The organism is Wenjunlia tyrosinilytica, from assembly GCF_014646055.1.
GTDB classification, from domain to species: Bacteria; Actinomycetota; Actinomycetes; order Streptomycetales; family Streptomycetaceae; genus Wenjunlia; species Wenjunlia tyrosinilytica.
Genome location: NZ_BMMS01000020.1, coordinates 134,282 through 156,871, shown reverse-complemented (window position 1 = coordinate 156,871; position 22,590 = coordinate 134,282). Strand labels below are relative to the sequence as shown.

The window sequence follows — 22,590 nt, the reverse complement described above, 5'->3', positions numbered from 1 at the left end:
GGGAGGCACTCCCCACCTCCCGGCCCCGCGGCCAGGTAGAAGTCATCCGCCAGACCACCCCTAACCGCCGATTCGGTTGCGACCATGTACTCACTGCCCGCTCCCACCACGACCGCAAGGCAGCGCAAGGCCTGCTTCTCGCTGCCCACAGCCGCCGAAGCCCCGCGCACCGCCCGCCGACTCACACAAACGACACTGGCCCAGTGGCGGGTACCCGCCGACTCGGTCGAGACCGTACGGCTCCTCGTCAGCGAACTGGTCACCAACGCCGTGACACACGGACAAGGTCCCCTCACGTTCTCGCTCCTGCTCACCCAGCTGCCCGCAGCCCTCCCGGTCCTGCGGGTCGAGGTCACCGACACCTGCGCCAAGCCCGCACGCCGGGCAAAGACCACTGACCGCGACGAGCACGGACGAGGGCTGGGCTTGGTGGAGGCCCTGTCGGACCACTGGGGACAAGCCCCCCATGCCCGAGGCAAACAGATCTGGTGCGAGGTGACGCCACCCCCCTCCACCACCACCGTCCGGACCCCGATGCCCCACCCGGCCGGCGCGACATCCGGCGGGCCCACCCGCCGTCGCCCCGCCCTGCACCGCCGTACCCGCCCCGCCGTCACGCCCGCGACCCCGGCCCCGACCACTGCCAGAAACCGAGTCGCCCACGCTTCACCGCCTGCCCCGTCAAGTACCCCCGCCATCACACCGACCCGAGGCAGCCGCAGTGGGTAGCTGGTGGCGGTGGCGCAGGATGGCCTTCAAGGACCCGCTGGACGAAGGGGCGTTCGGCAACCTCGCGGCAGGGACAGGCTGGTGGTACACCGGCCCTGAAGAGCACCAGTACCTCGGCCCCACACCCACCTGGCGCAGCCTCGACGGCGCGATCGTCCGCTTCTACCCAGGAGACGCCGTCTGCGTGTCCTTTGCCGAAGTGAGCGCGAACGAACCGCAGACGCACCAGCGCGCCATGGCCGACGCGGAAGCCATCGTGTACCGCGCGTTCCGGTGCTTCACCGTCGCCGAAGCCCTCAAACTCCTGCGCGCGACGAAGACGGAGGAACAGGCTCTCCCCCTTACCGCCGTCGCGGCCTCAGCCCCCGATCACTACTGCTCCGACGTGGCGGACGCAGTGATATCGGCGCTCTTCGCCCCACCGCCACCGGTACGCGCCGCAGCCCTGCGAGCCGTCATGCTGACCGGATGGCCCCAACTGGCACGCCCACTGGCGGCCCACGCTCTCACCGAAGCCGAAGACGACCTCGCCTCCTTCGCCCGCGCCCTCGCCAATCAGCTCTACCCCAAACACCCGGACGTCCGGCTCGTCCACACCTCGGACCCACCGTCCCCGCCCCACCCGCAGGACGACGCAGCCGACAGCAGCGCTCACGCCACCCCGACCCCACCACCACCACCGGCGAAGCAGAACCTGGCCCGCCTGCTCGGTGCCGCGAGCGGACGCATCGACTGGAGCCCCTGAGCTCCCCGCAGAAGGCAAACGGGTGGGGGGTGGCGTCCGACGCGAGCTGAACGCCGCCCTCGGCGGCCCGGGTGTCACACGGCGGCGGTGACGGTGCAGTGACCGTCGTCCGAGGGGAACGCCAGGCGGAGCACCCCGTCGCGGCCTCCCCGGTACGGGGTGGGGGTGAAGCCTTCCAGGAAGCGCAGGCTCGCCGCGAGGGAGAACGGGCCTCGAGGAGTCAGGACGACGGCCTTCACGGTCAGCCTCCGTGCACGGTGAGCCGGTAGCCCTCGGGGCCGGTGAAGGAAAACGTCGGACCGAACGGGCCGTCCTGCAGCGGGGTGACGTCCCGCGTGCCCGCCGCCACGAGCTGCTCGCGCAGCGCCGGGGCGTCGGTGGTGCGCAGCCACAGCGCCACACCGAGGCCGGGGCGCGCGACGCCGTCCAGGTCGACGCCGGGCAGCGGCTCGCGGACGGCCAATGGGATCGGGGTGGTGGCGAAGACGACCGCGTGGGGCGGCGCGGCGGGGGCCCGGCGCAGACCGAGCCGCTCCTCGAGGAAAGCGGCCGCAGCAGGCACGTCCCTCACCTGCAGAGCGATGAAATCGGGGCCTTCGACAGTGGCGGTCATGGTGACTCCAAGGGGTGGTCTGCCAGAGATTCAATGTCAGGACTTTGACATGTGGACTATAGGCGCAGGCTCTCAGGCATGTCAAAATGCTGACATGAAAGACCGTGCGCCTGTTCCCCTGCCCCATCCAGCCGAGGACGTCACCGAGCACGTGGGATACCGCCTCAAACGAGCCTCGGCAGCTCTGCGCGGAGCCATGGACAAGGCCCTGCGCGAGCACGACCTCACCGTCCCGCAGTACTCCTGCCTGGAACTGCTCGACGAACAGCCCGGCCTGTCCAACGCCGACCTGGCCCGCGGCACCTTCGTCACCCGGCAGTCGGCCAACGTCGTCCTGCGCGGCCTCAAGGACGCCGGTCTGATCACCCAGGCAACCAGCACCGACCACGGCCGAGCCCTGCCCATCCACCTCACCGCGGCCGGACAGCAGCGCCTGCACGCCGCCCGCAGCGCCGTCTACGCCATCGAAGAACGCATGATCAGAAGCATTCCCGCACGACGGCTGACGGTCCTCCTGGCCGATCTCGACACCATGACCGACGCCCTCGACGAATGACCGCCCGCCCCTTCCGACCGGAAGGGGCGGGCGGCCGGGCGACGGCGAGCCCCCGGTGGACCGAGGCGGTCCACCGGGCAGCTGCTCGCAGAACCGCACACCCGCCGCAGATCCGCAGACCAGCAGGTCAGCCGGCCTGGGCGGCGGCTTCGGCCTCGGAGTCGGCGATGCCGAGGTTGGCGTAGGCGACCGGGTTGGCGTACTCCCACACCTTCACGATGCGGCCTTCGGCGACGTCGATGCGGAAGATGTAGACGTTGTTGTAGACGAGCTTCTCCGCGCTGGACAGGATGTCCCCGTTGGCCTGCAGGAACACCGAACGGGCGTCCTCGCTGACGGTCCAGGCCTTGTCCAGGAAGGCGACATGGTCGAACTTCGCCGCGACCGACTCGATGTAGGCGAGGACGGCGGCGGGGCTGTCGAAGACGTACCAGGGCTCGGGGGTGCCCGCGATCGAGAGCGGGATGACAAAGGTCGCGTCGTCCGACAGCAGGCCCGCCACGGTCGCCGGGTCGCGGTTCTCGAACGCGGCGATGAACGCCCGGGCGGTCTCGAGGGACCTCTGGTGAACGCTGTTCATGATCATTCCTTAGTGGTCGTGCGGTACGGCCGCAGACCGCGGCCGCTGGGGAGCAAACGTCGAGGCGGTCACCACGGCACGGGGTCGGTGGCGCCGACGAAGGCGGCGCTCGGCGCCCCGGGGCCGGCGGTGGCGGCTGCGACGGTCGCCGCGGCGCGGTCCTCGGCGCTCTGGGTGCCCCGGTGGCCGTTGAGGCCGGTCGCGGTGAACCCGGGATCGACCGGGACGACACTGAACTTGCTGAACTTGCTGAACTTGCTGAACATGCTGAACTTGGGGAACGCCTGCGCGTGGACCGCGGTCAGCTCACCGGCCGGTGCGGCCGGACCGGCGACACCCGCGTTGTTGACCGGCACATCCACCCGGCCCGCCTCGGCGAGCCGGCGGGCCGTTTCGAAACCGAGGCCCTTGTCGGTCCCGGTGATCACGGTGACTGTTGGCATGTCACTCAGCCTGCGCGCCGCCGAAAGAGACAGGGAGGGCTCTCCTCGGCGGGGGGTCGGCCAGTACCAGGCTGTTCGCTGGGGACCGGCGGACAATGGAAGGGTGAACGACGATCCCGTAGCCCTCGGCCAGGCCCTGCGGCACTGGCGCGACCGCACCAGCCCCAAGGACCTGGGCCTCCCCCTCGGCGGGGTCCGCCGCGCTCCCGGGCTGCGGCGCGAAGAACTCGCCCAGCTCGCCGGACTCTGCGTCGACTACGTCGTCCGCCTGGAGCGAGGCCGCGCCACCTCACCTTCCCCGCAGGTCCTGGCCTCCCTCGCCCGCGCCCTGCGCCTGACCGAGACCGAACGCGACCACCTCTACCTCCTCGCCGGCCAGGCCCCGCCCACCACGGGGCAGGTCTCCCCGCACGTCCCGCCCAGCGTCCAGCGCCTGCTCGACCAGCTGAACGGCAGCCCGCTCAGCGTCCACGACGCCGCCTGGAACCTCATCTCCTGGAATCCCCTGTGGGCCGCCCTCATGGGCGATCCCTCGCCCTGGCGCGGCAAGGACCGCAACATCGCCTGGCGGCACTTCACCCACCAGCCCACCCGCGTCACCCACACCCCCGACCAGCAGGACCGGTTCGAGACCGCCCTCGTCTCCGACCTGCGCTCCTCCGCCGCCCGCTACCCGAAGGACAGTCACCTCACGGCGCTGATCACCAGCCTCCGCCGGGCCGGCGACCGCTTCGAGGACCTGTGGGACTCCCACACCGTCGGGTTCCACACCACGGACAGCAAGACCGTCCACCACCCCGAACTCGGACCTGTCACCGTCGACTGCGACACCCTCACCATCCCCGGCAACGACCTGCGCATCGCCGTCTGCTCCCCACCAGCAGGCACTGCCACAGCCGACCAGTTCGCCCTGCTCAGCACCATCGGGACTCAAGTACTGAGACTCAAGTACTGAGACTCAACTACTGAGACTCAAGTACTGACGGGACTCAAGTGCTGAGCCGGCACGCCCTGCGGTCGAAGGGACATCGTCGGAATCGACGCCGGGGCGATGAGCCGCCGGCTCGAAACCGCGGCTTCGACGTCACCGGGCCGGCTTGTCTCGACCGGATCAGCCTCGGCCAGTCGGATCCCACCTGCCCGGTACGGGACGACGCGGGCCGCGGGCGGGTCCCGCGGCGCCCACCGCAGGGCTGTGCCGGGGTGCCGGATCCGGGCAGTGAGGCGTCGTCGGGCTGCGGCCGGTCCTGCCAACCCCGCCGTGCACCGGGCGTTTCAGCCGGGCGGTGCCGACAGATGGATCAGGATGCCGCACACCTCGTCCATGATCTCCCGGGCCTCCGTCTCGTCCCGGCAGTCGCCCAGCTCGCGCGCCGCCCCTCCGATCACGGTGGTCAGCACGCTCACCCGGACCCGGCCGGCGCGTCGCCGCTCGTCCACCTCCAGCAGCCGGGCGTTGCGCCGCACCCAGGCGCGGTCCCACTGGCGGCGCAGCGCGTCGAAGCCCGCGGGTCCATCGTCCTCCACGAGGAGTCTGCCGAGCCTGCGGTTGTCCCAGGCACCCTCCAGGTACGCCCCGGCTCCCGCCACGAACAGGGCGATGGGGTCGTCCACACCACGGCTGCGCTCGGAGGCCAGCGTGGCCGCGGTCCGGCGCTCCTGCTCCTCCCGGAACTCCTCCCAAAGGGCCAGGTAAAGCCCACGCTTTCCGCCGTAGTGCTGGAAGAGGCTGCCCACCGCGATGCCGGAGCGCGCCGCGATCTCGCTGAGACCGGCGTCGGTGTAACCGCGCTCGGTGAACACCTCCAGCGCGGCGTCCAGCAGCGCACTGCGGACCGTTCGGTTCTGCCCGGCGTGCCCCTCCGGCAGGCCCATGCCCCCCTGCCCGTCCGGCAGCTGATGTGCCGCCCCGGTCCCGGCAGACTCCACGATGCCGCTCACTGGCCGGCCCCGCCTTCCCCGGCCCCGTCGCGGATGGCGAGGGCGACCAGTAGTTCCAGGAGGTCGGCGATCCGGCGCGGATTGCGGCCGCTGCGTTCCTCGATCCGGCGCAACCGGTAGTGCGCCGTGTTGTGGTGCACCCGCAGCCGGTCGGCGGCCAGCCGCAGATTGAGGTCTGCCTCCACGAAGGCCCGTATGGTGGCGGCCAGCGTGTCGCCGCGTCTGCGGTCCTCCTCCAGCAGCTTGCGTACGCGGGGATCGACCAGTTGGCGGGCGAGGTCGTCGGCGTGCAGCGCCAAGTAGTCGAACGGGGACAGCCGCGGCAGCGCCGCCACCCCGCCCCCGCTCGGCACCAGGTCGAGGGCGGCCCGCGCCTCCTGGTAGGCGCGCGGCAGTTCACATGCGCCCTTCGCGACCGTACTGATCCCCATGGAGAGCATGGTTCCGCCCGGCGCGAGCCGCCGTGTTCCAGACCCTGGGCACCCCGTCCACGGCAGCCGTGTGGGACTACCTCGACAAGCAGAAGGTGCCGCAGCCCTTCGTCGCCACGGGTGCCTCCGTCTGGGGTACGGACGACAAGCATCCCTGGACCATCGGGTGGCAGCCCAACTACGTGGCCGAGGCCCGGGTGTACGCCAAGTACCTCAAGGACGAGCGGCACAAGGCCAAGGTCGCGGTCCTCTACCAGAACGACGACTTCGGCAAGGACCTGCTCGGCGGATTCAAGAAGGCCGTCGCCGGCAGCGGCATCAAGGTGGTCGCCGAGGAGAGCTACGAGGTCACCGACCCTTCCGTGTCGGCACAGATGGCGGGCCTGTCCCGCTCCAAGGCGGACGTGCTGCTGGACGTCACCACTCCCAAGTTCGGCAGCCAGGCCCTCGCCGCCGACGCCAGGAACACCAAGTGGAGTCCGCTGCACATCGTGAACAACGTGGCCTCGTCCGCCGCAGTGCTCGAGCCCGTCGGGTTCCAGCACGTGCAGGGCGTGGTCTCGGCGACCTACTTCAAGGATCCCGCCGACCCGCAGTGGGCGAACGACCCCGATATGAAGACGTACACGAACGCCATGCACGAGTACGCCCCGGACGCCGACCCGGCCAACCAGTTCAACGCCTATGGCTGGGCCGTCGCCTCCAGCCTGCACAAGGCCCTGGACGTGATGAAGTGCCCGACCAGGGAAGGGCTGCGGGACGCGGTGCGCAACCTGAAGGACGTGAAGGTGGGCATGCTGCTGCCCGGGGTCACCATGTCCACGGGCCGCGGCGACGCCTTCCCGCTCGAGACGATGCAGCTGATGCGGTTCAAGGGCGAGCGGTGGCAGCTGTTCGGCGAGCCGGTGGACACCCGCGAGGAGTTCGGCCGCTGACGAAGCGGGCCCGCGGGGGCGGTCCCGGTCGATGCCTCGACTCCTGGGACCGCCTTCGCCCGGTCGGCACCGTGCGAGCAGCTGCTCCCGTCGTACGGTGCACAGGTCCTCCCACGCGCCGCACGACCGGGGGCCCTTCGGACGTGGTGGCCCCCTGGCGTCCGGCGGCGTCCGGGTCCAGAGTCCGGGTCCGGGGGCCGGGTGGCGTGCGAATCGGCGCCCAACCGGCGGTCCCGTCAACCGACAAGGGGGAGGGCACACCTCGCCCAGACCGTCTTTCCGCTCGGGCGCCGTTGCACCCCCCACGCGTCGGCCAGGTGGTCGACCAGGGTGAGGCCGTATCCGCCGTGTGCACCCCGCTCGGAGTCGGGGACCACGGCCGGCGGCGTCGCGCTGCGGTCGTCGACCTCCAGGGTCAGCACCCCGTCGTGCCAGCACAGGCGCATCTCTACGGCGCCGTGGGCGTGCCGCCAGGCGTTGGCCACCAGCTCCGACGCGATCAGCACCGCGGCTTCCGCGCGGTCGCGGAGAGCGGGGTCCGCAGCGGTGGATACGCCGAGCTCGGCCGTCACACGCCGCACCGCGGCACGAGCCCGGCGAGTGGGGGCGGCGTCGCCCACCATCCGGACACGGCAGGTGACCCGCGGGCCCTCGGTGCACCAAGGGGGCGGCCAAGGGGTCTGCGTTCGAGGCATGTGATTCACCGTTCCGGGGCCGGGCCCTGTGCATCGGGCCGAAGAGGAGGAAGAGGACCCGCCGGTCGGCGCCCTGCCCGGCCACCGTGGGGCATGACGCCGACGCGGCTGTGCCGCTGGGCCCGGGCTGCTTCCGGGGAGAGGCCTCGATGCTGTGTCCACCGGCTCTGCGGTCACGCAGCCACACGGTGGTGAAGACCATGCCGGTGATGAAGGTCAGGACCAGGATCCCGGAGGCTCCCGCCAGCTGGTTGAGGGTGTCGGGGATCCACTGGCTGGGTCCGAGTTCGGTGGATGCGGTGAGCATCATGCAGCCCAGGAAGACCAGGAAGATGGGCCGGGCAGCGGTCCGGAACAACTCCTTGCCGGCCACCGCGGCGGCGACCCGCTCGGTGCGGGGCAAGCGCAGGGGGAACAGGACCACTCCGTAGGCGACCACCACCAGGAGGATCATGCCGAGTTTCGCTTGCCCGTCCATGCCTTGCGCCGCACATTGAACGGGGCGGCCGTGGTGGCCTCGGATCCGGAGGGATTGAGCGCGGTCATGGGGGACTCCGGTTTCGGGGAGGGTGGGGAAGGAACGGGATCCACCGGGCGGCGTGGGGGAGGGTCCGCCCGGCGGACGGAGGTGGCCGGGCTCAGTTGCCGGCGCTCACCTGGGTGAGGTGATCGCGCAGGACCCGGGCGGACTGTGCGGTGTAGTCCTCGTAGAGGTCTGCGGGAAGTACTCCGGAGGCGTGGTCGCGCATCCACTTGATCATGCCTTGGCTGAGGGGTTCGTCGGCGATGTGCCGGTCGGAAACGGGTGTGCGGTCGATGGCGGGCATGAACTCCACGGACAGGTGGCCGTCATAACCCACGGCGACGAGTTCGCCCAGCACTGCCGCCCAGTCGATCGCTCCCGATCCCGGCGGAAGCCCGTTGTTCTCGGCGACGTGGACGTTCACCAGCCGACCGGCACAGCTGCGAATGGCGGATCTCCAGTCGGCTTCCTCGATGTTCATGTGGAAGATGTCAAGGCAGACGCCGCAGTCCTCACCCACCTCCTCAGCCAGGCGCAGCGCCTGGTCGGCCCGGTTGATGAGGTAGGTCTCGTAGCGCGTCAGGGGCTCGATGGCGAGCCGGACGCCCCGGTCGCCGGCGTGCTTCTGCGCCTCGCGGAGGGCCTTGACGTACCAGTCCCACTCCAGCTCCGCGCCTGCCATCGGCACCAGCTTGCCGACCGTGCACGGCACGGTGACGAAGGTGCCGCCCAGCTCGGCGGTGAGGTCGATGGTCTCCATGAGGTAGGCGAGGCCGGCCTGCCGGATGAAGGAGTACTCATGGACGAGATCGCGGCTGCCCATGAAGAGCGCGAGGCCGCCCGCACAGGAGATCTTGTGTTCGGCGAGCAGTCGCCCGACCGCCGCAAGGTCGTTGCCGTGCGGGTCGGCGGAGATCTCGATGGCGTCGTATCCGCATCGGGCCAGCCGGGGGATGGTGACCTCCAGCGGCTCCGGACGCATCCAGTTGTGCATGGACAGGCGCATGGTCATGGCGTGGCTCCTGGAGCGGTGGAGGATGGAGTGCGCTGCGGGGCACGGCCGAGCAGCTCGACGGTCACGAAGCGGAGCGTGGTGTCGCCGTCGTTGTGCAGGTCGTGGAGCACTGGCGAGCCCTTGCCGCGGTCGAAGTACTGGGTGTCGCCCACGGCGTACGAATGGCTGTGCTGCTCCCACACGCCTCCGGTGAGCTGCCACTGCAGAGCCGTCCCCGCCTCGGTGCACGTCCAGAAGTAGTCGACGGCGTGGCAGTGAAGCGGTGCCCGGTCGCCGGGTTCGAGGTGGACCTCCCAGACGCGGACAGCGCTGTTCTCGAAGAGGAGGCGCGTGCCCACCTCCCGGTTGAGGGGTGCCTTCTCGACTTCCCCGGCGGGCGGCCCGACGTGTGCAACCGTGGGGGTCGTGGCTTCGGAGGTCTGTTGGATGCCCATGTACTGAGGATGGGCCGCCTCACGCTATAAGTCTAAGACTTCTTTTCTATCGATTTACATTGTATTTCTCTATGCGTAGTCTGAGCCGTGTGAGCCTCAGACAGTTCGAGTACTTCGTGGCGGTGGCCGAGGAAGGTTCCCTGAGCCGCGCCGCCGCGCGGTTGTCCGTCGCGCAGCCGTCCTTGTCCCAGCAGCTCAGGACACTCGAGCGCCGGGTCGGCGGCCCTCTGTTCGAGAGGTTGCCGCGCGGCATGCAGCTGACACCGGCCGGCCGCGCCTTCCTCCCGCAGGCGCTCGCCACGTTGCGGGATGCCGAGCGGGCCTATCGCTCCGCGCGGGCGGCGACCACCGGCGAATCCGCGGAGCTCGAGATCGCCACCGTGTCGTCGATCGCGGCCGGCATCCTGCCGGATGTCATCCGCACCTGGCACGAGCGGCATGCCGGATGCCCGATCCGGCTCGACGAATTCAGCCATCGTGACCTGATGGAGCAGCAGGTCCGCAACGGTCTGGGCGACCTCGCGGTGGGTCCGCGGCCCCGCGTGTGGGACGGCCCGGTCGTACCGCTCGGACACGAGGAGTTCGTCGTGGTGCTTCCCCGCAGCCACCCGTCCCTCGGCGACGGCCGGGCGACGCCCGCCACCGGAATCGCCCTGAGCGACCTTGCGGACCAGGAGTGGGTCCTGTTCGGCCAGGGACATGGCCTCAACGACCTGATCTCCGGATACTGTTCGACCGAAGGGTTCCAGCCGCCGGCGGCGGTCCGCACCTGGCAGGTGGACGCGGCGGCGCGACTGGCCGCCGCCGGGGTCGGGCCGGCGCTCCTTCCGGACAACGCGCTGCCCGCAGGACTCGACGCCGTCGTAGTGCCGTGCCGGCCCAGGCGCTTTCGCGAACTCACCTGCTACCTGCGCAGCGAACCCCACGGGCTCGTGCGTCAACTCGTCACGGTGCTGCAGGACGCATCCCTGGGGCTGGCGCAGCACCCGGACCGCCCGGACGGCAGCTGAACGCCGGGACCCCGCCCAAGGGCCGGGGCGGGTCCGGGGAACCACGGTGGGGGCTTGCGCAGTCCGGACGTGGACTCTCAACCGCGCGCTTTCCAGGGGATGGCAACGGCCCTTGATGGTTGCCAGGGGGAGCGGATGGCTTCGGGCCCCTCATCTGCGGACCAGCAGGCCGTCGTCCGAGTCCGCGCCGAAGGACACGACCGTGAGCACACCGTCGCCGCTCGTCGTCGGCAACATCGCACTCTCCTTCCATCGCGCCGTCGCCGGCGTCGTGCGCCGCCTGTTGGAGGCGCACGGCCACCGCGTGACCGCGGTCGAAGCTCCTCACCAGGAGATCTTCGCTCTCCAGGCCCGCGGGTCGGTCGATGTCCTGGTCTCCGCGTGGCTGCCCAGCAGCCACGGCGCTTACCTGGACCCCTACCGGGACGAGGTGGTCGTGCTGGACGCCACCTACCGGCCCTACTGCACCTGGAGCGTCCCGCCCCTTGTTCCGCGGGCCGCTGTTGCCGAGATCGCCGACCTGGCCCGGCCCGAGATCGCCTCACGCATGGCCAGGAACATCCAGGGCATCAAACCCGGTGCCGGCATCAGCCGGTTCTCCGTCCGCGTGATCGGTGAATACGGACTCGACCGGCTCGGATACGCGTTCATACCCGGTGAAGTCCGTCTGAAGCGCGCGGGTTCGCGGAATTCAGGACGTGATGGGACTGGAACCCGCGTGCGGTGCGGTGGTTGAGCGGAGTCCCGCGCGGGTTCGTGCCCTGCCAGTTGTCCTGTTATTGCCGATGCCCTGCTTGACGACGTGCAGCTGCTCAGCCCGTACGACGAGGTGTTCGGGTGGCCAGGTCCGCTTCGCCGCGCACCCGGGTGCGGCCGAAGGACCACGTTCCCAGACCCGCCAGCATGGCCGCCCCGAGTCCATACAGTGGCAGCCACCGGGTCGTGGTGGATGCCAGGCAGTCGGCAGTGGCGTCATGGCTCTGGCTGTCCTGCGCGAAAGCCAGGGCGGCGCCGTCGCGACCGGCGAGGCTGGCCAGCGCGGCCTCTGCGCGCAGGCTCTCGTACTTGCCCATCTCCCGGCAGTCGCTGCGGGTCCGTGGCATTGGAAGGAGCCACGCCGAGCGCTGGAGCATCGGGGCCAGAGCGACCGCGACGCACAGGCCCACCACCAGCGAGTATGCGACCAGATTCTGCGTGTACGCGGAGCGCAGGCCGGGCGTCCACGGCGGCAGGCGATAGGCGGCGAAGATCACCGCGAGAAGCGTCACCCCGATGTATGCGGCGAACCACTGCCAGGAGCCCTGAGCGAGTGCGATCGTCAACACGGCGGCGAGCCCGATGCCGATGACCCCCGCCTGGGCGGGGGCGCCATGGCCGCCTGTGCCGGTCGATGCGCTTTTCCGGGATTCCTGAGCGTCAAGGTCGTCCACGGTCTCTCCTCCCTCTCGTCCCGAGGCCGCTAGTGGTCGAAGCTGATGTCACACGGCCGGAGAAGGCGTCCCTGGGACCGATCGGCGATGTGTTTCGAGGTCGAGGGGCACGGCGGACTACTCCGTTCGCGAGGGAACAGGGGGAGCGGGCACAGCGGGCTCTGGTTTCCGTTCCCATGGCGCTCGCGACGGTTAACGGGTGAGGTGTGCGATTACTCCGGGTGGCCGGGGCAATCCCGCGCATGGCCTTCGTCGTCTTGACAGGACTGCGCTCCCGGGAACGGAGGTGCTCCCTGGCCGTCCGCCGGCCGTGGAGGGAGGGCATGGGCCCCCGCCGCTGAGTCGAAGGGGTCCGCACCGCGCACACCGCGGGTCTCCAGTCGGCGTGCGAAGTCACGAAGCCGACGAGCAAGCCGAGACGCGGCCTATCCGGTGCACCATGGGTAGCGTTCACGCGTCTGGGGGAGTGGCAACGATCGGATGGGTGGCTTCCTCAGTGGCATGGTCGGGTGAAGAGCGCCGCGGCAGGCGGAAAGCCGCGGCCCCGAGAGATCCGGGCATCTGGTCTGCGGCCAGCTCCTGCGCCGTGGAGGAGGGTGGTCGACCTCTCGCCCCAACGGCAACCCCTGCGCTGCCGCACTCGACCTGCCGCCTGCCCGGGCCGAATGGGTGGGTCACCACGCTCGTCGTCACCCGCGAGGGTGACCGCCGCTGCAGAGAAGACGTCGAAGTGTTCCGGGCGGTTCGAACCGCCCGGAACACTCACGACGCCGGAGCGGCGGCGGTGCTACCTGGCGAGTTCGGCCGGTTCGAAACTCAGGGGTGCGGGGATTCGTACGCGATCCGGGCGAACCGCGTGTCCTCCTGGACAACGGGGCGCCTTGTCACCGCCGGACCGCGCCGGGCGGCGGGTGGTCCGACGTGCCGGGAGTCGGGTCCGCGGTCGACGAGTGGATTCGGTGGGTGAATCGGACGGATTTCAGCCGCTTGAGGAGCCTTGTCGGCTGCGCCGCCATTGCGGCTTTCTCCCGGCGTTCTCCCGGCGTTGTCCTCGCCGCGCCGAGGTCACTGTCCTGAAGAGGCGGAGAAGCTCCTGGTGTCCGCGATGCAAGACCTGTCCGGAACTTCTTGACCGAACTGGCCGAAGTCTGCTGAACTCCCGTTCCATGAACCCGCGCGTGGACCTGACCCGGCGGCGCCACATCGATCTGGCGCACGTCTCCAGCGCGTTTTGTTGTCGCTGATTCCACAAGTGGTCCCCGGCAGCGGCCGGCGGGCATCGAAGGCGCCCACCGGGCAGAGGCGGCGCGAAGCCGCCCATGATTCGGTTCCTCCTCGTGGGACCCTCTTGCCCTCCTTCTGACCGCTTCCTTCCTGGCCCCACTTGTTCGTCTCTCCGCTCCGGCTGCGGGGAGACGCATATGCGGTGCCCCGGAGATCGCAAGGGCGACGAGGCTGTCGGAGAAGGCCGAGGCGGTCCTCGAAGACGTGGCGCCGTCGATCGGCTTCAGGTCGAAGTGACGTACCGTCTGGTCTGACGGGACAGCACATCTTGGCTCGGTGCGGTCGCCCGACCGTCCCCTTCGGCTTGACCTGCGTCCGGGCACCTCTCGCGTAGTTGTCGGCCGCCTTCCGTATCGGGACGGACCGGCTACTGGCTCCGCGGCCGTTCGGCTCCCCGGCCACCCTTCATTCCGACTCTCCAACTCTCAGCATCCGGCAGTGCGCCCACTTCCTCGAGGGGGACTTCCTCATGCCTGCGTCCATCCGCAAGCTCACCGGCCGCATCGGCGCGGTCGTCGAAGGCGTCGACTTCACGGCGCCGCCAGATCCATCGACGATCACGACGTTGCGCGATGCCCTCAACAAGCACAAGGCGATCGTGTTCGACGGCGTGAACCTCGACAACGACGGTCAGGAGCGCGTGGCCGGGTGGTTCGGCGAGCTCACCACCGCCCACCCGAACGTGCCCGCTACTGACGGGACGACAAACGTTCTCGCCGTCGACAGCGAGACGTCCAAGGCCAACGAGTGGCACACAGACGTCACCTTCGTGGTCAACCCGCCGCAGCTCACGACGCTCCGGTCCATCGTGACCACGCCGTACGGCGGCGAGACGCTCATCGCGAACGCGGCCGCGGCGTACCGCGACCTGCCCGAGCCGCTCCGCGCGCTCGCGGACTCGCTGCGCGTCGTCCACACCAACCAGTACGACTACGCACGCCCTTCCTCCACGACGACGCTGCAGAAGGAGTACGACCGGGTCTTCGTCTCGACGCCTTATGAGGCAGAGCACCCCGTCGTGCGGGTGCACCCGCTGACGGGCGAGCGCGGACTGTTCATCGGTGGTTTCGCCAGGCGGATCGTCGGTCTCTCGAGCAGCGAGTCGGCCGAACTGCTGCGCATCCTCCAGTCGTATGTGACCCGTCCGGAGAACATCCTTCGCTGGACCTGGTCGCCCGGCCAACTGCTGATCTTCGACAACCGGATCACCCAGCACTACGCGGTGGACAACTACGACGCCCACCCGCGTCGCCTGAACCGCGTGACGGTCGCGGGAGAGGTGCCCGTCGGCGTCGACGGCCGTCCCAGCGCACAACTGGTCGGTGACGCCTCGCACTACACCAAAGTCCTGGAGCCGGCGACATGACCGAGGTCCGCCTCGAGGCCCCGGCGCTCGTCGGGCCGGGTACCGACAGGACGAGCACGCGGGAACGCCATGTCTTCGTGCCGCGCGATGCCCGCCCAAGGACGCCGTTCAGCACGCTTCGCGAACGCCTGCGCTGGCCGCTGGGGATCTACACGACTCCAGTCGCGGTCCTCATCGCCTGGGAGATCCTTTCCGTGGCCGGGGTACTCGCGAAGACCTACGCTCCGGCGCCGACCTCCATCGTCAAGTCCACCGTGGACCTGTGGCAGCAGGGCGTGCTCGGACCGGACCTGGCCATCTCGCTGCAACGGGCCGCCATCGGTCTGGCCATCGGCCTGACAGCGGGCATCGTCACCGGGGTGCTCGGTGGGCTGCTGCGCAGCGGTGAGTACCTGTTCAACGGCGTCGTGCAGGTCCTCAACACCATCCCGCTCCTGGCGGTGCTGCCGCTGATGATCGTGTGGTTCGGCATCGACGAGCTCACGAAGGTGCTCCTGATCTCGTTCGGTGCCGGCGTGCCCATGTACCTCAATCTGTTCGCCGCGATCCGGGGGGTCGACCAACGTCTCATCGAGATGACGCGGACGACGGGGGCGGGCACGTGGCGCCTTGTGACCTGGGTGCTGGTGCCCGGAGCGCTGCCGGGCTTCCTGGTCGGCCTCCGGTTCTCTCTCGCGTACAGCATTCTGGGCCTCGTGGCCGCCGAGACGGTCAACGCCGACAAGGGACTCGGCTTCCTCATCACTCAGGGTCAGACCTATCTCCAGACCAACCAGGTCTTCGTGGGGCTGGTGATCTACTCGCTCCTCGGTCTGCTGGCCGACCAGTTCGTCAGGGTTCTCGAGCGGGTGCTGCTGCGGTGGCGCCCCAGTTTCGAGGCGGCATGAGCGCGCCGGTCGCGACGCGGCACCGCCGGCAGGCGGGGGCCGTCGTCGACAAGGTCGTCCGCCGGTTCGGTGACCGGGTGGTCCTCGACCATCTGGACCTGACCATCGCCGACGAGGAACTGGTGGTCCTGCTGGGCCCCTCCGGCTGCGGCAAGAGCACCCTCCTCAGGCTCCTCGCCGGACTGGACCGGCCCGACGGGGGGCTGGTGGAGGTCCCGGCGAAGCGGGCGATCGTGTTCCAGGCCGACCGTCTGCTGCCGTGGCAGAGGGTCCTGCGCAACGTCACGCTCGGCCTGCGCGGACCGGACGCGCAGAAGCGGGGCCGTGAGGTTCTCGCCGAGGTCGGGCTCTCGGGCCGCGAGGGGGCATGGCCCAAGGAACTCTCCGGTGGAGAGGCCCAGCGGGTGTCGCTGGCACGGGCATTGGTCTCGGAGCCCGAACTCGTCCTGCTCGACGAGCCCTTCGCGGCGCTCGACGCGATCACGCGGCTGCGCATGCACGACCTCGTGCGCGCACTGAGGAGCAAGCACCACGCGGCCATGCTCCTCGTGACACACGACGTGGACGAAGCGATCGCGTTGGCGGATCGCGTCGTCGTCATGAGAGACGGGCGCATCGGCGCATCGCACCATCTCCGCCTGTCGGCCGCGGAGCGCGAGGCGAGCGTCGCGCGTGAGGAACTGCGCTCCACGCTCCTGGAAGACCTCGGTCTCGCCCACCAGCACTGATTTCCCACATCTGCCCACCACCTGCTCCCACCACAGCACAGAAAGTACGACAACCATGCGCAACACCACCTCCAGAACCTCCGGGCTCGTCGGCGCCGTCGGCCTGCTCGCCGTGGCGAGCACCCTCGTCGCGTGCGGATCGACGTCGCAGGCCGCGCCCCTGAGCAACCCCAGCGGATCGAGCGCCGCCAAGCATCCCGAGTGGAGCAAGTACACCTTCACCATCGGTGACAACGGCGGTGACGGCAGCCAGGCCCTGGCCAAGATCACCGGCGTGTTCGACAACGCGCCCTACAAGGTGAAGTTCGCCAGGTTCACCTACGGGCCGCCGCTCGTGCAGGCCGCCGCGTCGGGCGACATAGACCTGGGAAGTGTCGGCGACGTACCGCCCATCACCGGTGCCGCGAAGGAGTACGGCTTCAAGGTCGTCGCCGTGAACCGCTCGCTCAGGCCCACCCAGGCGGTGGAGAACATCATCGTTCCGAAGGGCTCGAAGCTCCGGAAGCTCGCGGATCTCAAGGGTAGGAAGATCGCCGTTCCGCAGGGCAGTTCCGCCCACGGTCTCGCCCTGAACGCCCTCAAGAGCGTGGGCCTGTCCCCGAAGGACGTGCACCTGGTCTTCCTCGACCCGGCGGCCGGCGCCACGGCGTTCAACACCGGCAAGGTGGACGCCTGGGCGATCTGGAACCCGCAGTCGGCGATCGCGGTCAAGAACGGCGCGCGGATCCTGGCGAAGGGTCTGCCGCCGATCGACCAGACGAGCAGCTACTACGTCGCCAGCGACAAGTCGCTCAAGGACCCGACGAAACGGGCGGCTCTCACGGATGTCCTGAAGAGGCTGTCGTACGAGTTCGCCTGGGGGGTCAAGCACCCTGACAAATACGCGCTGGCCCTCTCCCAGGAGGAGGGCATCTCCCTGTCCGACGCCAAGACGTCCCTGGCCGCCTTCGAGACCCGGGTCACTCCGGTGGAAAAGGCGGACATCGAGGCGGAGCAGAAGCTCGCCGACGCCTTCTTGGAGGCGGGCCAGATCACCAAGAAGGTCGACGTCTCGTCGATCACCGACAACATCCTCCCGGCGGGCTACGACAGCTCGAAGCTGAAGGTCGACTGAGCCAAGCCGTCCCCCTCACCCCGCGGAATGGACTCCTCGTACCCCTCAGCACGGACCCCTCAGCACGGACCCCTCAGCACGGACCCCTCAGCACAGATCTCTCAGCACGGACCCCTCGGAACGGAAAGGAGAGCCTCGTGAGCGCGAGACGGCGCCGGCTCCACCTCAACGCCTTCCTCATGGAGGCCGGCCACCACGAGGCATCGTGGCGGCTCCCGCACAGCAATCCACGGGCGGACTTCGACCTGAACCACTGGATCGGGCTGGCTCAGCTGGCCGAGAGCGCAAAGTTCGACTCGCTGTTCCTCGCGGACGGCCCGGCGATCACCGGCACCGGCGAGTTCCGGCCGCCGGGCCAACTGGAGCCCCTGACACTGCTGACCGCCCTGTCCCAGGCGACCAGCAGGATCGGACTGATCGCGACCGTGTCGTCCACGTACAACGAGCCGTACAACCTCGCCCGTCGGCTGGCGTCGGTGGACCACGTCAGCGGCGGCCGCGCCGGCTGGAACATCGTCACCTCCGCAGGGGCCGACGAGGCGGCCAACTTCGGCCTCGACAACCGTCCCGACCACGCCCAGCGCTATGCCCGCGCCGACGAGTTCCTGCGGGTCGCCAAGGCGCTGTGGGACAGCTGGGAGGCCGAAGCCGTCGTCGCGGACAGGACCACGGGGCGCTACGCCGACCCCGCGCGGCTCCACAGACTGGGCCACCAGGGCCGGTACTTCAAGGTGGCCGGCCCGCTCAACGTCGAGCGTCCGCCCCAGGGGCACCCGCTGCTGGTCCAGGCCGGCTCCTCCGAGGACGGCAAGGACTTCGCGGCGCTGCACGCCGAGGCGATCTTCACCGCTCACCGGACGTACGAGCGCGCGGCCGACTTCTACGGCGACATCAAGGCACGGACCAAGGCCGCGGGCCGCGACCCGGACGGCGTGATCGTCCTACCGGGCATCGTCCCGTACATCGCGTCGACCGAGCAGGAGGCCCAAGCGCTGGCGAAGGAGTTCGACGACCTGCGCGTGCCGGAGTACGGGCTGCGCCAGCTCGCCGCGGTGTTCGAAACGGAGCCGTCGGCCTTCGAACTCGACGAGCCGCTGCCGGACTTCATCCTTGCGCAGCCGAAGCTGGAGGGGTCGCAGAGCCGTTCCGACCTGATCATCGAGCTCGCGGTCCGCGAGAAGCTGACGGTCCGGCAGATCATCTCGCGGCTGGGGGGCGGCCGCGGTCACTTCGAGTTCATCGGTACGCCGGACCAAGTGGCGGACACGATCACCGCGTGGTTCGAGGGCGGTGCCGCGGACGGATTCAACATCATGGCGCCGGCCCTGCCGTCGGGCCTGGAGACCTTCATCGAGCACGTGCTGCCGATCCTGCGCGGGAAGGGCTTGTTCCGCGAGGAGTATGAAGGCACGACCCTCCGTGAACACTACGGGCTGCCGGTACCGCCCAACCAGTTCCACCCGGCACGGCCCCAGGTGTCCGGCGTTTGACGCGTTCGGCGCTCCCGCCCCCTGCCGGGCGGCGGGAGACCGCCGACGCTCGCCGGGCCGCGCCGGCGCCCACACCAGCGGCAGCACCGCGACTGGCAGGCCGAGCAGGAAGCGGGGGGTGACCAGCTGCCACCGGCTGGTCGCCGGCGGCAGGTCCGCGACCGCCGGCCGGGCGGCGACCACTGCGGCGGTGGACGTACCGGACGAGCGGACTTCGCCGTGCCTCGCCCCTGCCGTGGTGCGGGCTGTGCCTGGCGGCGGCCGGACCGGCGGCCCAGCAGGCCGCCGGTGATCGCCGGCACGAAGGCCAGTACCAGAACGGTGAGGAAGAGAGGCTCGGCCACTACTGCGCCGCCTTCTTCAGGGCGTCGAGCCAGCTGCTGAGCGAGTCGTCCAGTGCGGCGGCGAGGTTGTCCCGGTCGGCGTCGACCGGCGCGCCCGCCCAGGACTCCCGGGTGCGGACCACGACGCCGTCGCCGTCCTCGGTGAAGGTCCATTCGTGCACGCCGGTGATGCCGTGCGCGGGACCGCCCCACAGGATGCGGTGCGGGGCGTCGACCGCGTAGATGGTGGAGTCGATGGACAGGCCCGCGGTCACCCAGTGGAAGGTGGTGCCTGGGGCAATGGGGCCGTCGAGCCGGGCCTGCGTGATGGCGGGCTGCCAGCCGGGCCAGGAGCCGATCCCGGTGTGCAGTCGCCAGACCCGCTCGAGAGGGGCGGCGATCCGGATGGTGCGGTCGGCGGCGACGGGGGCGTTCTCGTCGATGGTCGTGGGGTGGGCCATGGTGGTTCCTCGGGGTCGGGGCCCGGGCCGCCGTGGGGCAGTCAACGGCGGCCCGGGCGGCTGGGGTGGGTTCAGGCGGGCAGTTCTGGCTGGGTCGGTTCAGCCGGGCAGTTCGGAGTCGGGGATCCAGTGGCCGTGGATTCCGGCGGGCACCCTGCGGGGGAGTTCCACGGCGGCCACGGTGCTCAGGTCGTTCGCGTCCAGGACGAGCAGCTCCGAGGCGTCGGCCTTGAGGTCGCTGACGATGGTGAGCAGGTAGCCGTCGTCCTCGGCGGTCCCGCCCTCGGCGGGCGCGAAGACGGCCTCGCCGGGCATCCGGCCCTCGCCGTGCGCGAGCAGCTTCTCCTGGCCGGTCCCCGTGTCGAACTTGACGGTGTGGTAGCCCGACAGGCCCGCGCCGGGGAAGGCGATGGCATAGCTGTAGCGGTGGGCCGAACCTGTGTGGGCGTCGTTGATCGACGGGAACTCGGTGGCCAGGTCGTTGAGGGACTCAGTGGTGACCTTGCCCGTGGCCGGGTCCATGATCCACCGGTGGAAGGTCGAGCCGGCGTCGGGGCTGGTGCCGTAGCCGGGAGCGCCGACCCACCACTTCCACGAGTTCTCCCAGGCGGAACGGTCGAAGCGCGGTGCTTCGAGGACGATCCGGCCCTGCGCGTCGGTGAAGGCGTTGGCGACGTGCAACAGCGCCGCCTGGTCGGCCACCTCGAACCAGGTGGTCCTGCCCCCGGCGCGCGGCATCACGCCGATGCGCAGCGGGACGTCGTCGTGCCAGCGGTAGGGGATGCCGGAGTGCTCGGCGTGGTCGAAGACCACCGGCGAGTTGATGAAGACGACGTGCTCGCGGGTGATGGCGAAGTCGTGCATGAGCGACGGGCCGCAGCCGTCGACGACCTCCGACTCGACGATGCCGCCGGAGGCGTCGGCCACGTAGTAGGTCAGGTACGGCGGGAAAGGGCTGTAGCCGAAGAAGTGCAGCTCGCCGGTCTGCGGGTCCTCTTTGGGGTGGGCGGTCATCGCGCTGGTGAGTTTGCCGCCGAAGTCGTGGACGCCGATCGTGTCGAGGTCGGCGCTGACCTCCCAGGGCAGGTTGGCCTCCTGCAGGGCCAGGTAGCGGCCCCCGTGGAAGATGATGTTGGTGGCGGCGGCGCTGACTTCGAGCTCGGTTCCGGTGAACGGCACGCCCTCCAGGAAGGGGGTGCGCACCCAGCGGTTGCGGTACCACTCGGCCCGGCCGCCCGTGAGGCGGACGCCGTGGATCATGCCCTCGCCGCGGAACCAGTGGGTGGGGGTGATGCCCGGCTTGGGGTTGTGGCCGTTGCGGAAGTAGCGGCCGTTCAGCTCGGGCGGGAGGGTGCCGCGCACCTTCAGCTCGCGGCCGGTGATCTCGTCGGTGACGGGGGTGAAATGGTCGCTGATGTACGGCTTGTCCAGGGTCATGGTCATGCCTTTCGCGTCGAGAGAGCCGAGATGAGCAGGGTCACGGCGGAGCAGGCCAGGAAGGCCGCGCCGGAGGAGGGGAGCAGGGTCAGGAAGGACAGGCCGATGGCTCCGCCGATCTGCCGGGTGGCGTTGACCAGCCCGCCGGCCAGGCCGCTGTCGGCGGCCGGGACGCCCGTGGAGGACATCGCGGTGAGCCGGACGAAGGCCACCCCCAGCCCGAGGCCGATGAGGAGCGTCGGGCCGAGCAGGTCCACGGGGAAGGTGCCGTCGGCCGGGGTTCGGGACAGCCAGGCCAGTCCGGCCGCGAGGACCAGCAGGCCCACGGGGAGCACATGGCGGCCGGAGACCCTGCCGGTGACCCACGACGAGAGGGTGATCACGAGGGCGAGGGGAAGCTGGGTCAGCCCGGCCTCCAAGGGCGTGTAGCCGAGGGTGCGCTGCTGGTAGAGGGGCAGGAAGTAGAACAGGCCGAGCCAGACCGCGCCCAGCAGGGACATCAGCACGTTGGGCACCGCCACCACGCTCATGCGCGCCGGCAGCAGCGGGTCGGCGGTGCGGCGCTGGAGCACCGCGAACAGGCCGAGCAGCGCCAGACCGATCACGGCGAGCGGCCACGGGCCTGACAGGCCGCCTGACAGGCCGTAGGTGAGCGCGACCAGCCCCGCCGTCACCGTCACCGCGCTCGGCGCGTCCAGGCTTCCGCCGCGTGGCCGGTCGGCCCCGACCAGCAGCCGGGTGGCCACCAGGACGGCCAGGGCGAGGGGCGCCATCACGACGAACACCGCGCGCCAGCCGTACAGGCTGGTGAGCAACCCGCTCAACAGCACGCCCGCCGCCCCGCCGGCACCGGAGACCGCGCCCCACACTCCGAGCGCGGTACCACGCCGCTCCCTGTCGGGATAGAGCGTCAGCACGAGGGCCAGCGCCGTGGGCGCCAGCAGCGCGGCGCCGATTCCCTGCGCTGCCCTGCAGGCGATCAGCACGATCGCCGTGGGCGCCAGAGCCGCGCCCAGAGTGGAGAGGGCGAACAGGCCGATGCCGAGCATAAAAACGCGGCGAAGGCCGTATACGTCGCCTGCGCGCCCGCCCGGCAGCAGCAGCGCGCCGAAGACCAGTACGTAGGCGTTGACCGTCCACGCCTGGCCCGTGTCCGACAGATCGAGCCCGGCCCGGATCCGGGGCAGGGCGACGTTCACGATCGAAGTGCTCAGCACGACCAGGAACTGGGCCGTGGCCAAAACCGCCAGCGGTATCCAGCCGGTGGTGGTCCGTTGCGGTGCGGTGCGGGTCATGGCTCGACACTCGCAGCGGGCGTCCGCCGCTCGCGTCGGTAGTCATCGCCTATACGACTGCCTGCGGGAGACCCTTGGGCGACCGGGGCCGTTCCCGGATTCCTCTGCGGCGCACGACGGCATAG

General features: G+C 70.1%; 26 protein-coding genes. 13 read left to right on the top strand and 13 right to left on the bottom strand.

What is annotated here, in order from left to right:
* The first annotated feature begins 84 nt into the window (after positions 1 to 84).
* Complete coding sequence (locus IEY86_RS22820; RefSeq protein WP_189133671.1) at positions 85 to 729, top strand: ATP-binding protein; 645 nt, start codon at positions 85 to 87, stop codon at positions 727 to 729.
* Positions 730 to 748: 19 nt separating this feature from the next.
* The gene (locus IEY86_RS22815; RefSeq protein ID WP_189133670.1) at positions 749 to 1,474 is read left to right on the top strand and encodes a hypothetical protein; all 726 of its coding nucleotides are present in this window, start codon (positions 749 to 751) and stop codon (positions 1,472 to 1,474) included.
* A gap of 74 nt (positions 1,475 to 1,548) precedes the next feature.
* Here IEY86_RS22815 and IEY86_RS22810 read toward each other — a convergent pair whose 3' ends face one another.
* Together IEY86_RS22810 and IEY86_RS22805 are read right to left on the bottom strand one after the other, a co-directional pair.
* Positions 1,549 to 1,713: a hypothetical protein gene (locus tag IEY86_RS22810; RefSeq protein WP_189133669.1), complete on the bottom strand. Its 165-nt coding sequence runs from the start codon at positions 1,711 to 1,713 to the stop codon at positions 1,549 to 1,551.
* Between the two features lie 2 nt (positions 1,714 to 1,715).
* Positions 1,716 to 2,087, bottom strand: a complete 372-nt coding sequence (locus IEY86_RS22805; protein ID WP_189133668.1) for a VOC family protein — start codon at positions 2,085 to 2,087, stop codon at positions 1,716 to 1,718.
* 94 nt (positions 2,088 to 2,181) lie between these two features.
* On the opposite strand from IEY86_RS22805, the gene IEY86_RS22800 reads away from it, so the two are divergent.
* A complete protein-coding gene (locus tag IEY86_RS22800) occupies positions 2,182 to 2,643 on the top strand; it encodes a MarR family winged helix-turn-helix transcriptional regulator (protein ID WP_189133667.1) in 462 nt (153 codons plus the stop codon).
* Between the two features lie 127 nt (positions 2,644 to 2,770).
* On the opposite strand, the gene IEY86_RS22795 is transcribed toward IEY86_RS22800, so the two are convergent.
* Both IEY86_RS22795 and IEY86_RS22790 read right to left on the bottom strand, forming a co-directional pair.
* Positions 2,771 to 3,223 carry a nuclear transport factor 2 family protein gene (locus tag IEY86_RS22795; RefSeq protein ID WP_189133666.1) on the bottom strand — a complete coding sequence of 151 codons (453 nt, stop codon included), beginning with the start codon at positions 3,221 to 3,223 and terminating at the stop codon, positions 2,771 to 2,773.
* Positions 3,224 to 3,291: 68 nt separating this feature from the next.
* Positions 3,292 to 3,666, bottom strand: a complete 375-nt coding sequence (locus tag IEY86_RS22790; protein WP_189133665.1) for a hypothetical protein — start codon at positions 3,664 to 3,666, stop codon at positions 3,292 to 3,294.
* A 103-nt stretch (positions 3,667 to 3,769) separates the two neighbouring features.
* On the opposite strand from IEY86_RS22790, the gene IEY86_RS22785 reads away from it, so the two are divergent.
* Positions 3,770 to 4,621, top strand: coding sequence for a helix-turn-helix domain-containing protein (locus IEY86_RS22785; RefSeq protein WP_229698678.1), 852 nt, complete (start codon positions 3,770 to 3,772; stop codon positions 4,619 to 4,621).
* Between the two features lie 320 nt (positions 4,622 to 4,941).
* On the opposite strand, the gene IEY86_RS22780 is transcribed toward IEY86_RS22785, so the two are convergent.
* Both IEY86_RS22780 and IEY86_RS22775 read right to left on the bottom strand, forming a co-directional pair.
* Positions 4,942 to 5,607, bottom strand: a complete 666-nt coding sequence (locus IEY86_RS22780) for a TetR/AcrR family transcriptional regulator (protein WP_229698677.1) — start codon at positions 5,605 to 5,607, stop codon at positions 4,942 to 4,944.
* Positions 5,604 to 6,038, bottom strand: a complete 435-nt coding sequence (locus IEY86_RS22775; RefSeq protein ID WP_229698676.1) for a PucR family transcriptional regulator — start codon at positions 6,036 to 6,038, stop codon at positions 5,604 to 5,606. Before IEY86_RS22775 ends, IEY86_RS22780 begins: the two co-directional genes overlap by 4 nt.
* A 32-nt stretch (positions 6,039 to 6,070) precedes the next feature.
* On the opposite strand from IEY86_RS22775, the gene IEY86_RS22770 reads away from it, so the two are divergent.
* Positions 6,071 to 6,973 carry an ABC transporter substrate-binding protein gene (locus IEY86_RS22770; RefSeq protein WP_229698675.1) on the top strand — a complete coding sequence of 301 codons (903 nt, stop codon included), beginning with the start codon at positions 6,071 to 6,073 and terminating at the stop codon, positions 6,971 to 6,973.
* Positions 6,974 to 7,209: 236 nt separating this feature from the next.
* Here IEY86_RS22770 and IEY86_RS22765 read toward each other — a convergent pair whose 3' ends face one another.
* Complete coding sequence (locus IEY86_RS22765) at positions 7,210 to 7,596, bottom strand: ATP-binding protein (protein WP_265805272.1); 387 nt, start codon at positions 7,594 to 7,596, stop codon at positions 7,210 to 7,212.
* 221 nt (positions 7,597 to 7,817) lie between these two features.
* Between IEY86_RS22765 and IEY86_RS22760 the strand changes: the two genes are divergently transcribed.
* Positions 7,818 to 8,099, top strand: a complete 282-nt coding sequence (locus tag IEY86_RS22760; protein ID WP_189133662.1) for a hypothetical protein — start codon at positions 7,818 to 7,820, stop codon at positions 8,097 to 8,099.
* 207 nt (positions 8,100 to 8,306) lie between these two features.
* Here the strand turns inward: IEY86_RS22760 and IEY86_RS22755 are convergent, their stop codons facing one another.
* Both IEY86_RS22755 and IEY86_RS22750 read right to left on the bottom strand, forming a co-directional pair.
* Entirely contained in the window at positions 8,307 to 9,203 is an 897-nt protein-coding gene (locus tag IEY86_RS22755; protein ID WP_189133661.1) for a sugar phosphate isomerase/epimerase family protein, read from the bottom strand.
* Positions 9,200 to 9,640: a cupin domain-containing protein gene (locus tag IEY86_RS22750; RefSeq protein ID WP_189133660.1), complete on the bottom strand. Its 441-nt coding sequence runs from the start codon at positions 9,638 to 9,640 to the stop codon at positions 9,200 to 9,202. The genes IEY86_RS22755 and IEY86_RS22750 overlap by 4 nt, the downstream gene beginning before the upstream one ends.
* Before the next feature lie 89 nt (positions 9,641 to 9,729).
* Between IEY86_RS22750 and IEY86_RS22745 the strand changes: the two genes are divergently transcribed.
* Together IEY86_RS22745 and IEY86_RS22740 are read left to right on the top strand one after the other, a co-directional pair.
* Entirely contained in the window at positions 9,730 to 10,650 is a 921-nt protein-coding gene (locus IEY86_RS22745; protein WP_229698674.1) for a LysR family transcriptional regulator, read from the top strand.
* 202 nt (positions 10,651 to 10,852) lie between these two features.
* A complete protein-coding gene (locus IEY86_RS22740; RefSeq protein ID WP_229698673.1) occupies positions 10,853 to 11,386 on the top strand; it encodes a glycine betaine ABC transporter substrate-binding protein in 534 nt (177 codons plus the stop codon).
* Positions 11,387 to 11,462: 76 nt separating this feature from the next.
* On the opposite strand, the gene IEY86_RS22735 is transcribed toward IEY86_RS22740, so the two are convergent.
* A complete protein-coding gene (locus tag IEY86_RS22735) occupies positions 11,463 to 12,080 on the bottom strand; it encodes a hypothetical protein (RefSeq protein WP_229698672.1) in 618 nt (205 codons plus the stop codon).
* Between the two features lie 1,753 nt (positions 12,081 to 13,833).
* Between IEY86_RS22735 and IEY86_RS22730 the strand changes: the two genes are divergently transcribed.
* The 5 genes from IEY86_RS22730 to IEY86_RS22710 all read left to right on the top strand — a co-directional run bounded on the left by IEY86_RS22730 (position 13,834) and on the right by IEY86_RS22710 (position 18,949).
* Positions 13,834 to 14,730 (top strand): TauD/TfdA dioxygenase family protein, encoded by an 897-nt coding sequence (locus IEY86_RS22730; protein ID WP_189133657.1) that lies wholly within the window; start codon positions 13,834 to 13,836, stop codon positions 14,728 to 14,730.
* Positions 14,727 to 15,617 carry an ABC transporter permease gene (locus IEY86_RS22725; protein WP_189133656.1) on the top strand — a complete coding sequence of 297 codons (891 nt, stop codon included), beginning with the start codon at positions 14,727 to 14,729 and terminating at the stop codon, positions 15,615 to 15,617. The genes IEY86_RS22730 and IEY86_RS22725 overlap by 4 nt, the downstream gene beginning before the upstream one ends.
* Positions 15,614 to 16,345: an ABC transporter ATP-binding protein gene (locus IEY86_RS22720; protein WP_189133655.1), complete on the top strand. Its 732-nt coding sequence runs from the start codon at positions 15,614 to 15,616 to the stop codon at positions 16,343 to 16,345. Before IEY86_RS22725 ends, IEY86_RS22720 begins: the two co-directional genes overlap by 4 nt.
* A gap of 55 nt (positions 16,346 to 16,400) precedes the next feature.
* Positions 16,401 to 17,459, top strand: coding sequence for an aliphatic sulfonate ABC transporter substrate-binding protein (locus tag IEY86_RS22715; protein WP_189133654.1), 1,059 nt, complete (start codon positions 16,401 to 16,403; stop codon positions 17,457 to 17,459).
* 137 nt (positions 17,460 to 17,596) lie between these two features.
* On the top strand, positions 17,597 to 18,949 hold the full coding sequence (locus IEY86_RS22710; protein WP_265805266.1) for an LLM class flavin-dependent oxidoreductase: 1,353 nt from the start codon (positions 17,597 to 17,599) through the stop codon (positions 18,947 to 18,949).
* A 343-nt stretch (positions 18,950 to 19,292) separates the two neighbouring features.
* On the opposite strand, the gene IEY86_RS22705 is transcribed toward IEY86_RS22710, so the two are convergent.
* The 3 genes from IEY86_RS22705 to IEY86_RS22695 all read right to left on the bottom strand — a co-directional run bounded on the left by IEY86_RS22705 (position 19,293) and on the right by IEY86_RS22695 (position 22,465).
* A complete protein-coding gene (locus IEY86_RS22705) occupies positions 19,293 to 19,733 on the bottom strand; it encodes an SRPBCC family protein (protein WP_189133653.1) in 441 nt (146 codons plus the stop codon).
* Positions 19,734 to 19,832: 99 nt separating this feature from the next.
* Positions 19,833 to 21,176, bottom strand: coding sequence for a carotenoid oxygenase family protein (locus IEY86_RS22700; RefSeq protein WP_308425162.1), 1,344 nt, complete (start codon positions 21,174 to 21,176; stop codon positions 19,833 to 19,835).
* Positions 21,173 to 22,465, bottom strand: coding sequence for an MFS transporter (locus IEY86_RS22695; protein ID WP_189133652.1), 1,293 nt, complete (start codon positions 22,463 to 22,465; stop codon positions 21,173 to 21,175). The genes IEY86_RS22700 and IEY86_RS22695 overlap by 4 nt, the downstream gene beginning before the upstream one ends.
* Positions 22,466 to 22,590 lie beyond the last annotated feature (125 nt).

Excerpts from the sequence above, each read along its gene's own strand:
- IEY86_RS22820 (WP_189133671.1), top strand. The coding sequence starts at position 85 with ATGTACTCACTGCCCGCTCCCACCACGACCGCAAGGCAGCGCAAGGCC.
- IEY86_RS22815 (WP_189133670.1), top strand. The coding sequence starts at position 749 with ATGGCCTTCAAGGACCCGCTGGACGAAGGGGCGTTCGGCAACCTCGCG.
- IEY86_RS22805 (WP_189133668.1), bottom strand. The coding sequence starts at position 2,087 with ATGACCGCCACTGTCGAAGGCCCCGATTTCATCGCTCTGCAGGTGAGG.
- IEY86_RS22800 (WP_189133667.1), top strand. The coding sequence starts at position 2,182 with ATGAAAGACCGTGCGCCTGTTCCCCTGCCCCATCCAGCCGAGGACGTC.
- IEY86_RS22795 (WP_189133666.1), bottom strand. The coding sequence starts at position 3,223 with ATGAACAGCGTTCACCAGAGGTCCCTCGAGACCGCCCGGGCGTTCATC.
- IEY86_RS22790 (WP_189133665.1), bottom strand. The coding sequence starts at position 3,666 with ATGCCAACAGTCACCGTGATCACCGGGACCGACAAGGGCCTCGGTTTC.
- IEY86_RS22775 (WP_229698676.1), bottom strand. The coding sequence starts at position 6,038 with ATGGGGATCAGTACGGTCGCGAAGGGCGCATGTGAACTGCCGCGCGCC.
- IEY86_RS22765 (WP_265805272.1), bottom strand. The coding sequence starts at position 7,596 with ATGGTGGGCGACGCCGCCCCCACTCGCCGGGCTCGTGCCGCGGTGCGG.
- IEY86_RS22760 (WP_189133662.1), top strand. The coding sequence starts at position 7,818 with ATGCTGTGTCCACCGGCTCTGCGGTCACGCAGCCACACGGTGGTGAAG.
- IEY86_RS22755 (WP_189133661.1), bottom strand. The coding sequence starts at position 9,203 with ATGACCATGCGCCTGTCCATGCACAACTGGATGCGTCCGGAGCCGCTG.
- IEY86_RS22750 (WP_189133660.1), bottom strand. The coding sequence starts at position 9,640 with ATGGGCATCCAACAGACCTCCGAAGCCACGACCCCCACGGTTGCACAC.
- IEY86_RS22730 (WP_189133657.1), top strand. The coding sequence starts at position 13,834 with ATGCCTGCGTCCATCCGCAAGCTCACCGGCCGCATCGGCGCGGTCGTC.
- IEY86_RS22725 (WP_189133656.1), top strand. The coding sequence starts at position 14,727 with ATGACCGAGGTCCGCCTCGAGGCCCCGGCGCTCGTCGGGCCGGGTACC.
- IEY86_RS22720 (WP_189133655.1), top strand. The coding sequence starts at position 15,614 with ATGAGCGCGCCGGTCGCGACGCGGCACCGCCGGCAGGCGGGGGCCGTC.
- IEY86_RS22715 (WP_189133654.1), top strand. The coding sequence starts at position 16,401 with ATGCGCAACACCACCTCCAGAACCTCCGGGCTCGTCGGCGCCGTCGGC.
- IEY86_RS22705 (WP_189133653.1), bottom strand. The coding sequence starts at position 19,733 with ATGGCCCACCCCACGACCATCGACGAGAACGCCCCCGTCGCCGCCGAC.
- IEY86_RS22700 (WP_308425162.1), bottom strand. The coding sequence starts at position 21,176 with ATGACCATGACCCTGGACAAGCCGTACATCAGCGACCATTTCACCCCC.
- IEY86_RS22695 (WP_189133652.1), bottom strand. The coding sequence starts at position 22,465 with ATGACCCGCACCGCACCGCAACGGACCACCACCGGCTGGATACCGCTG.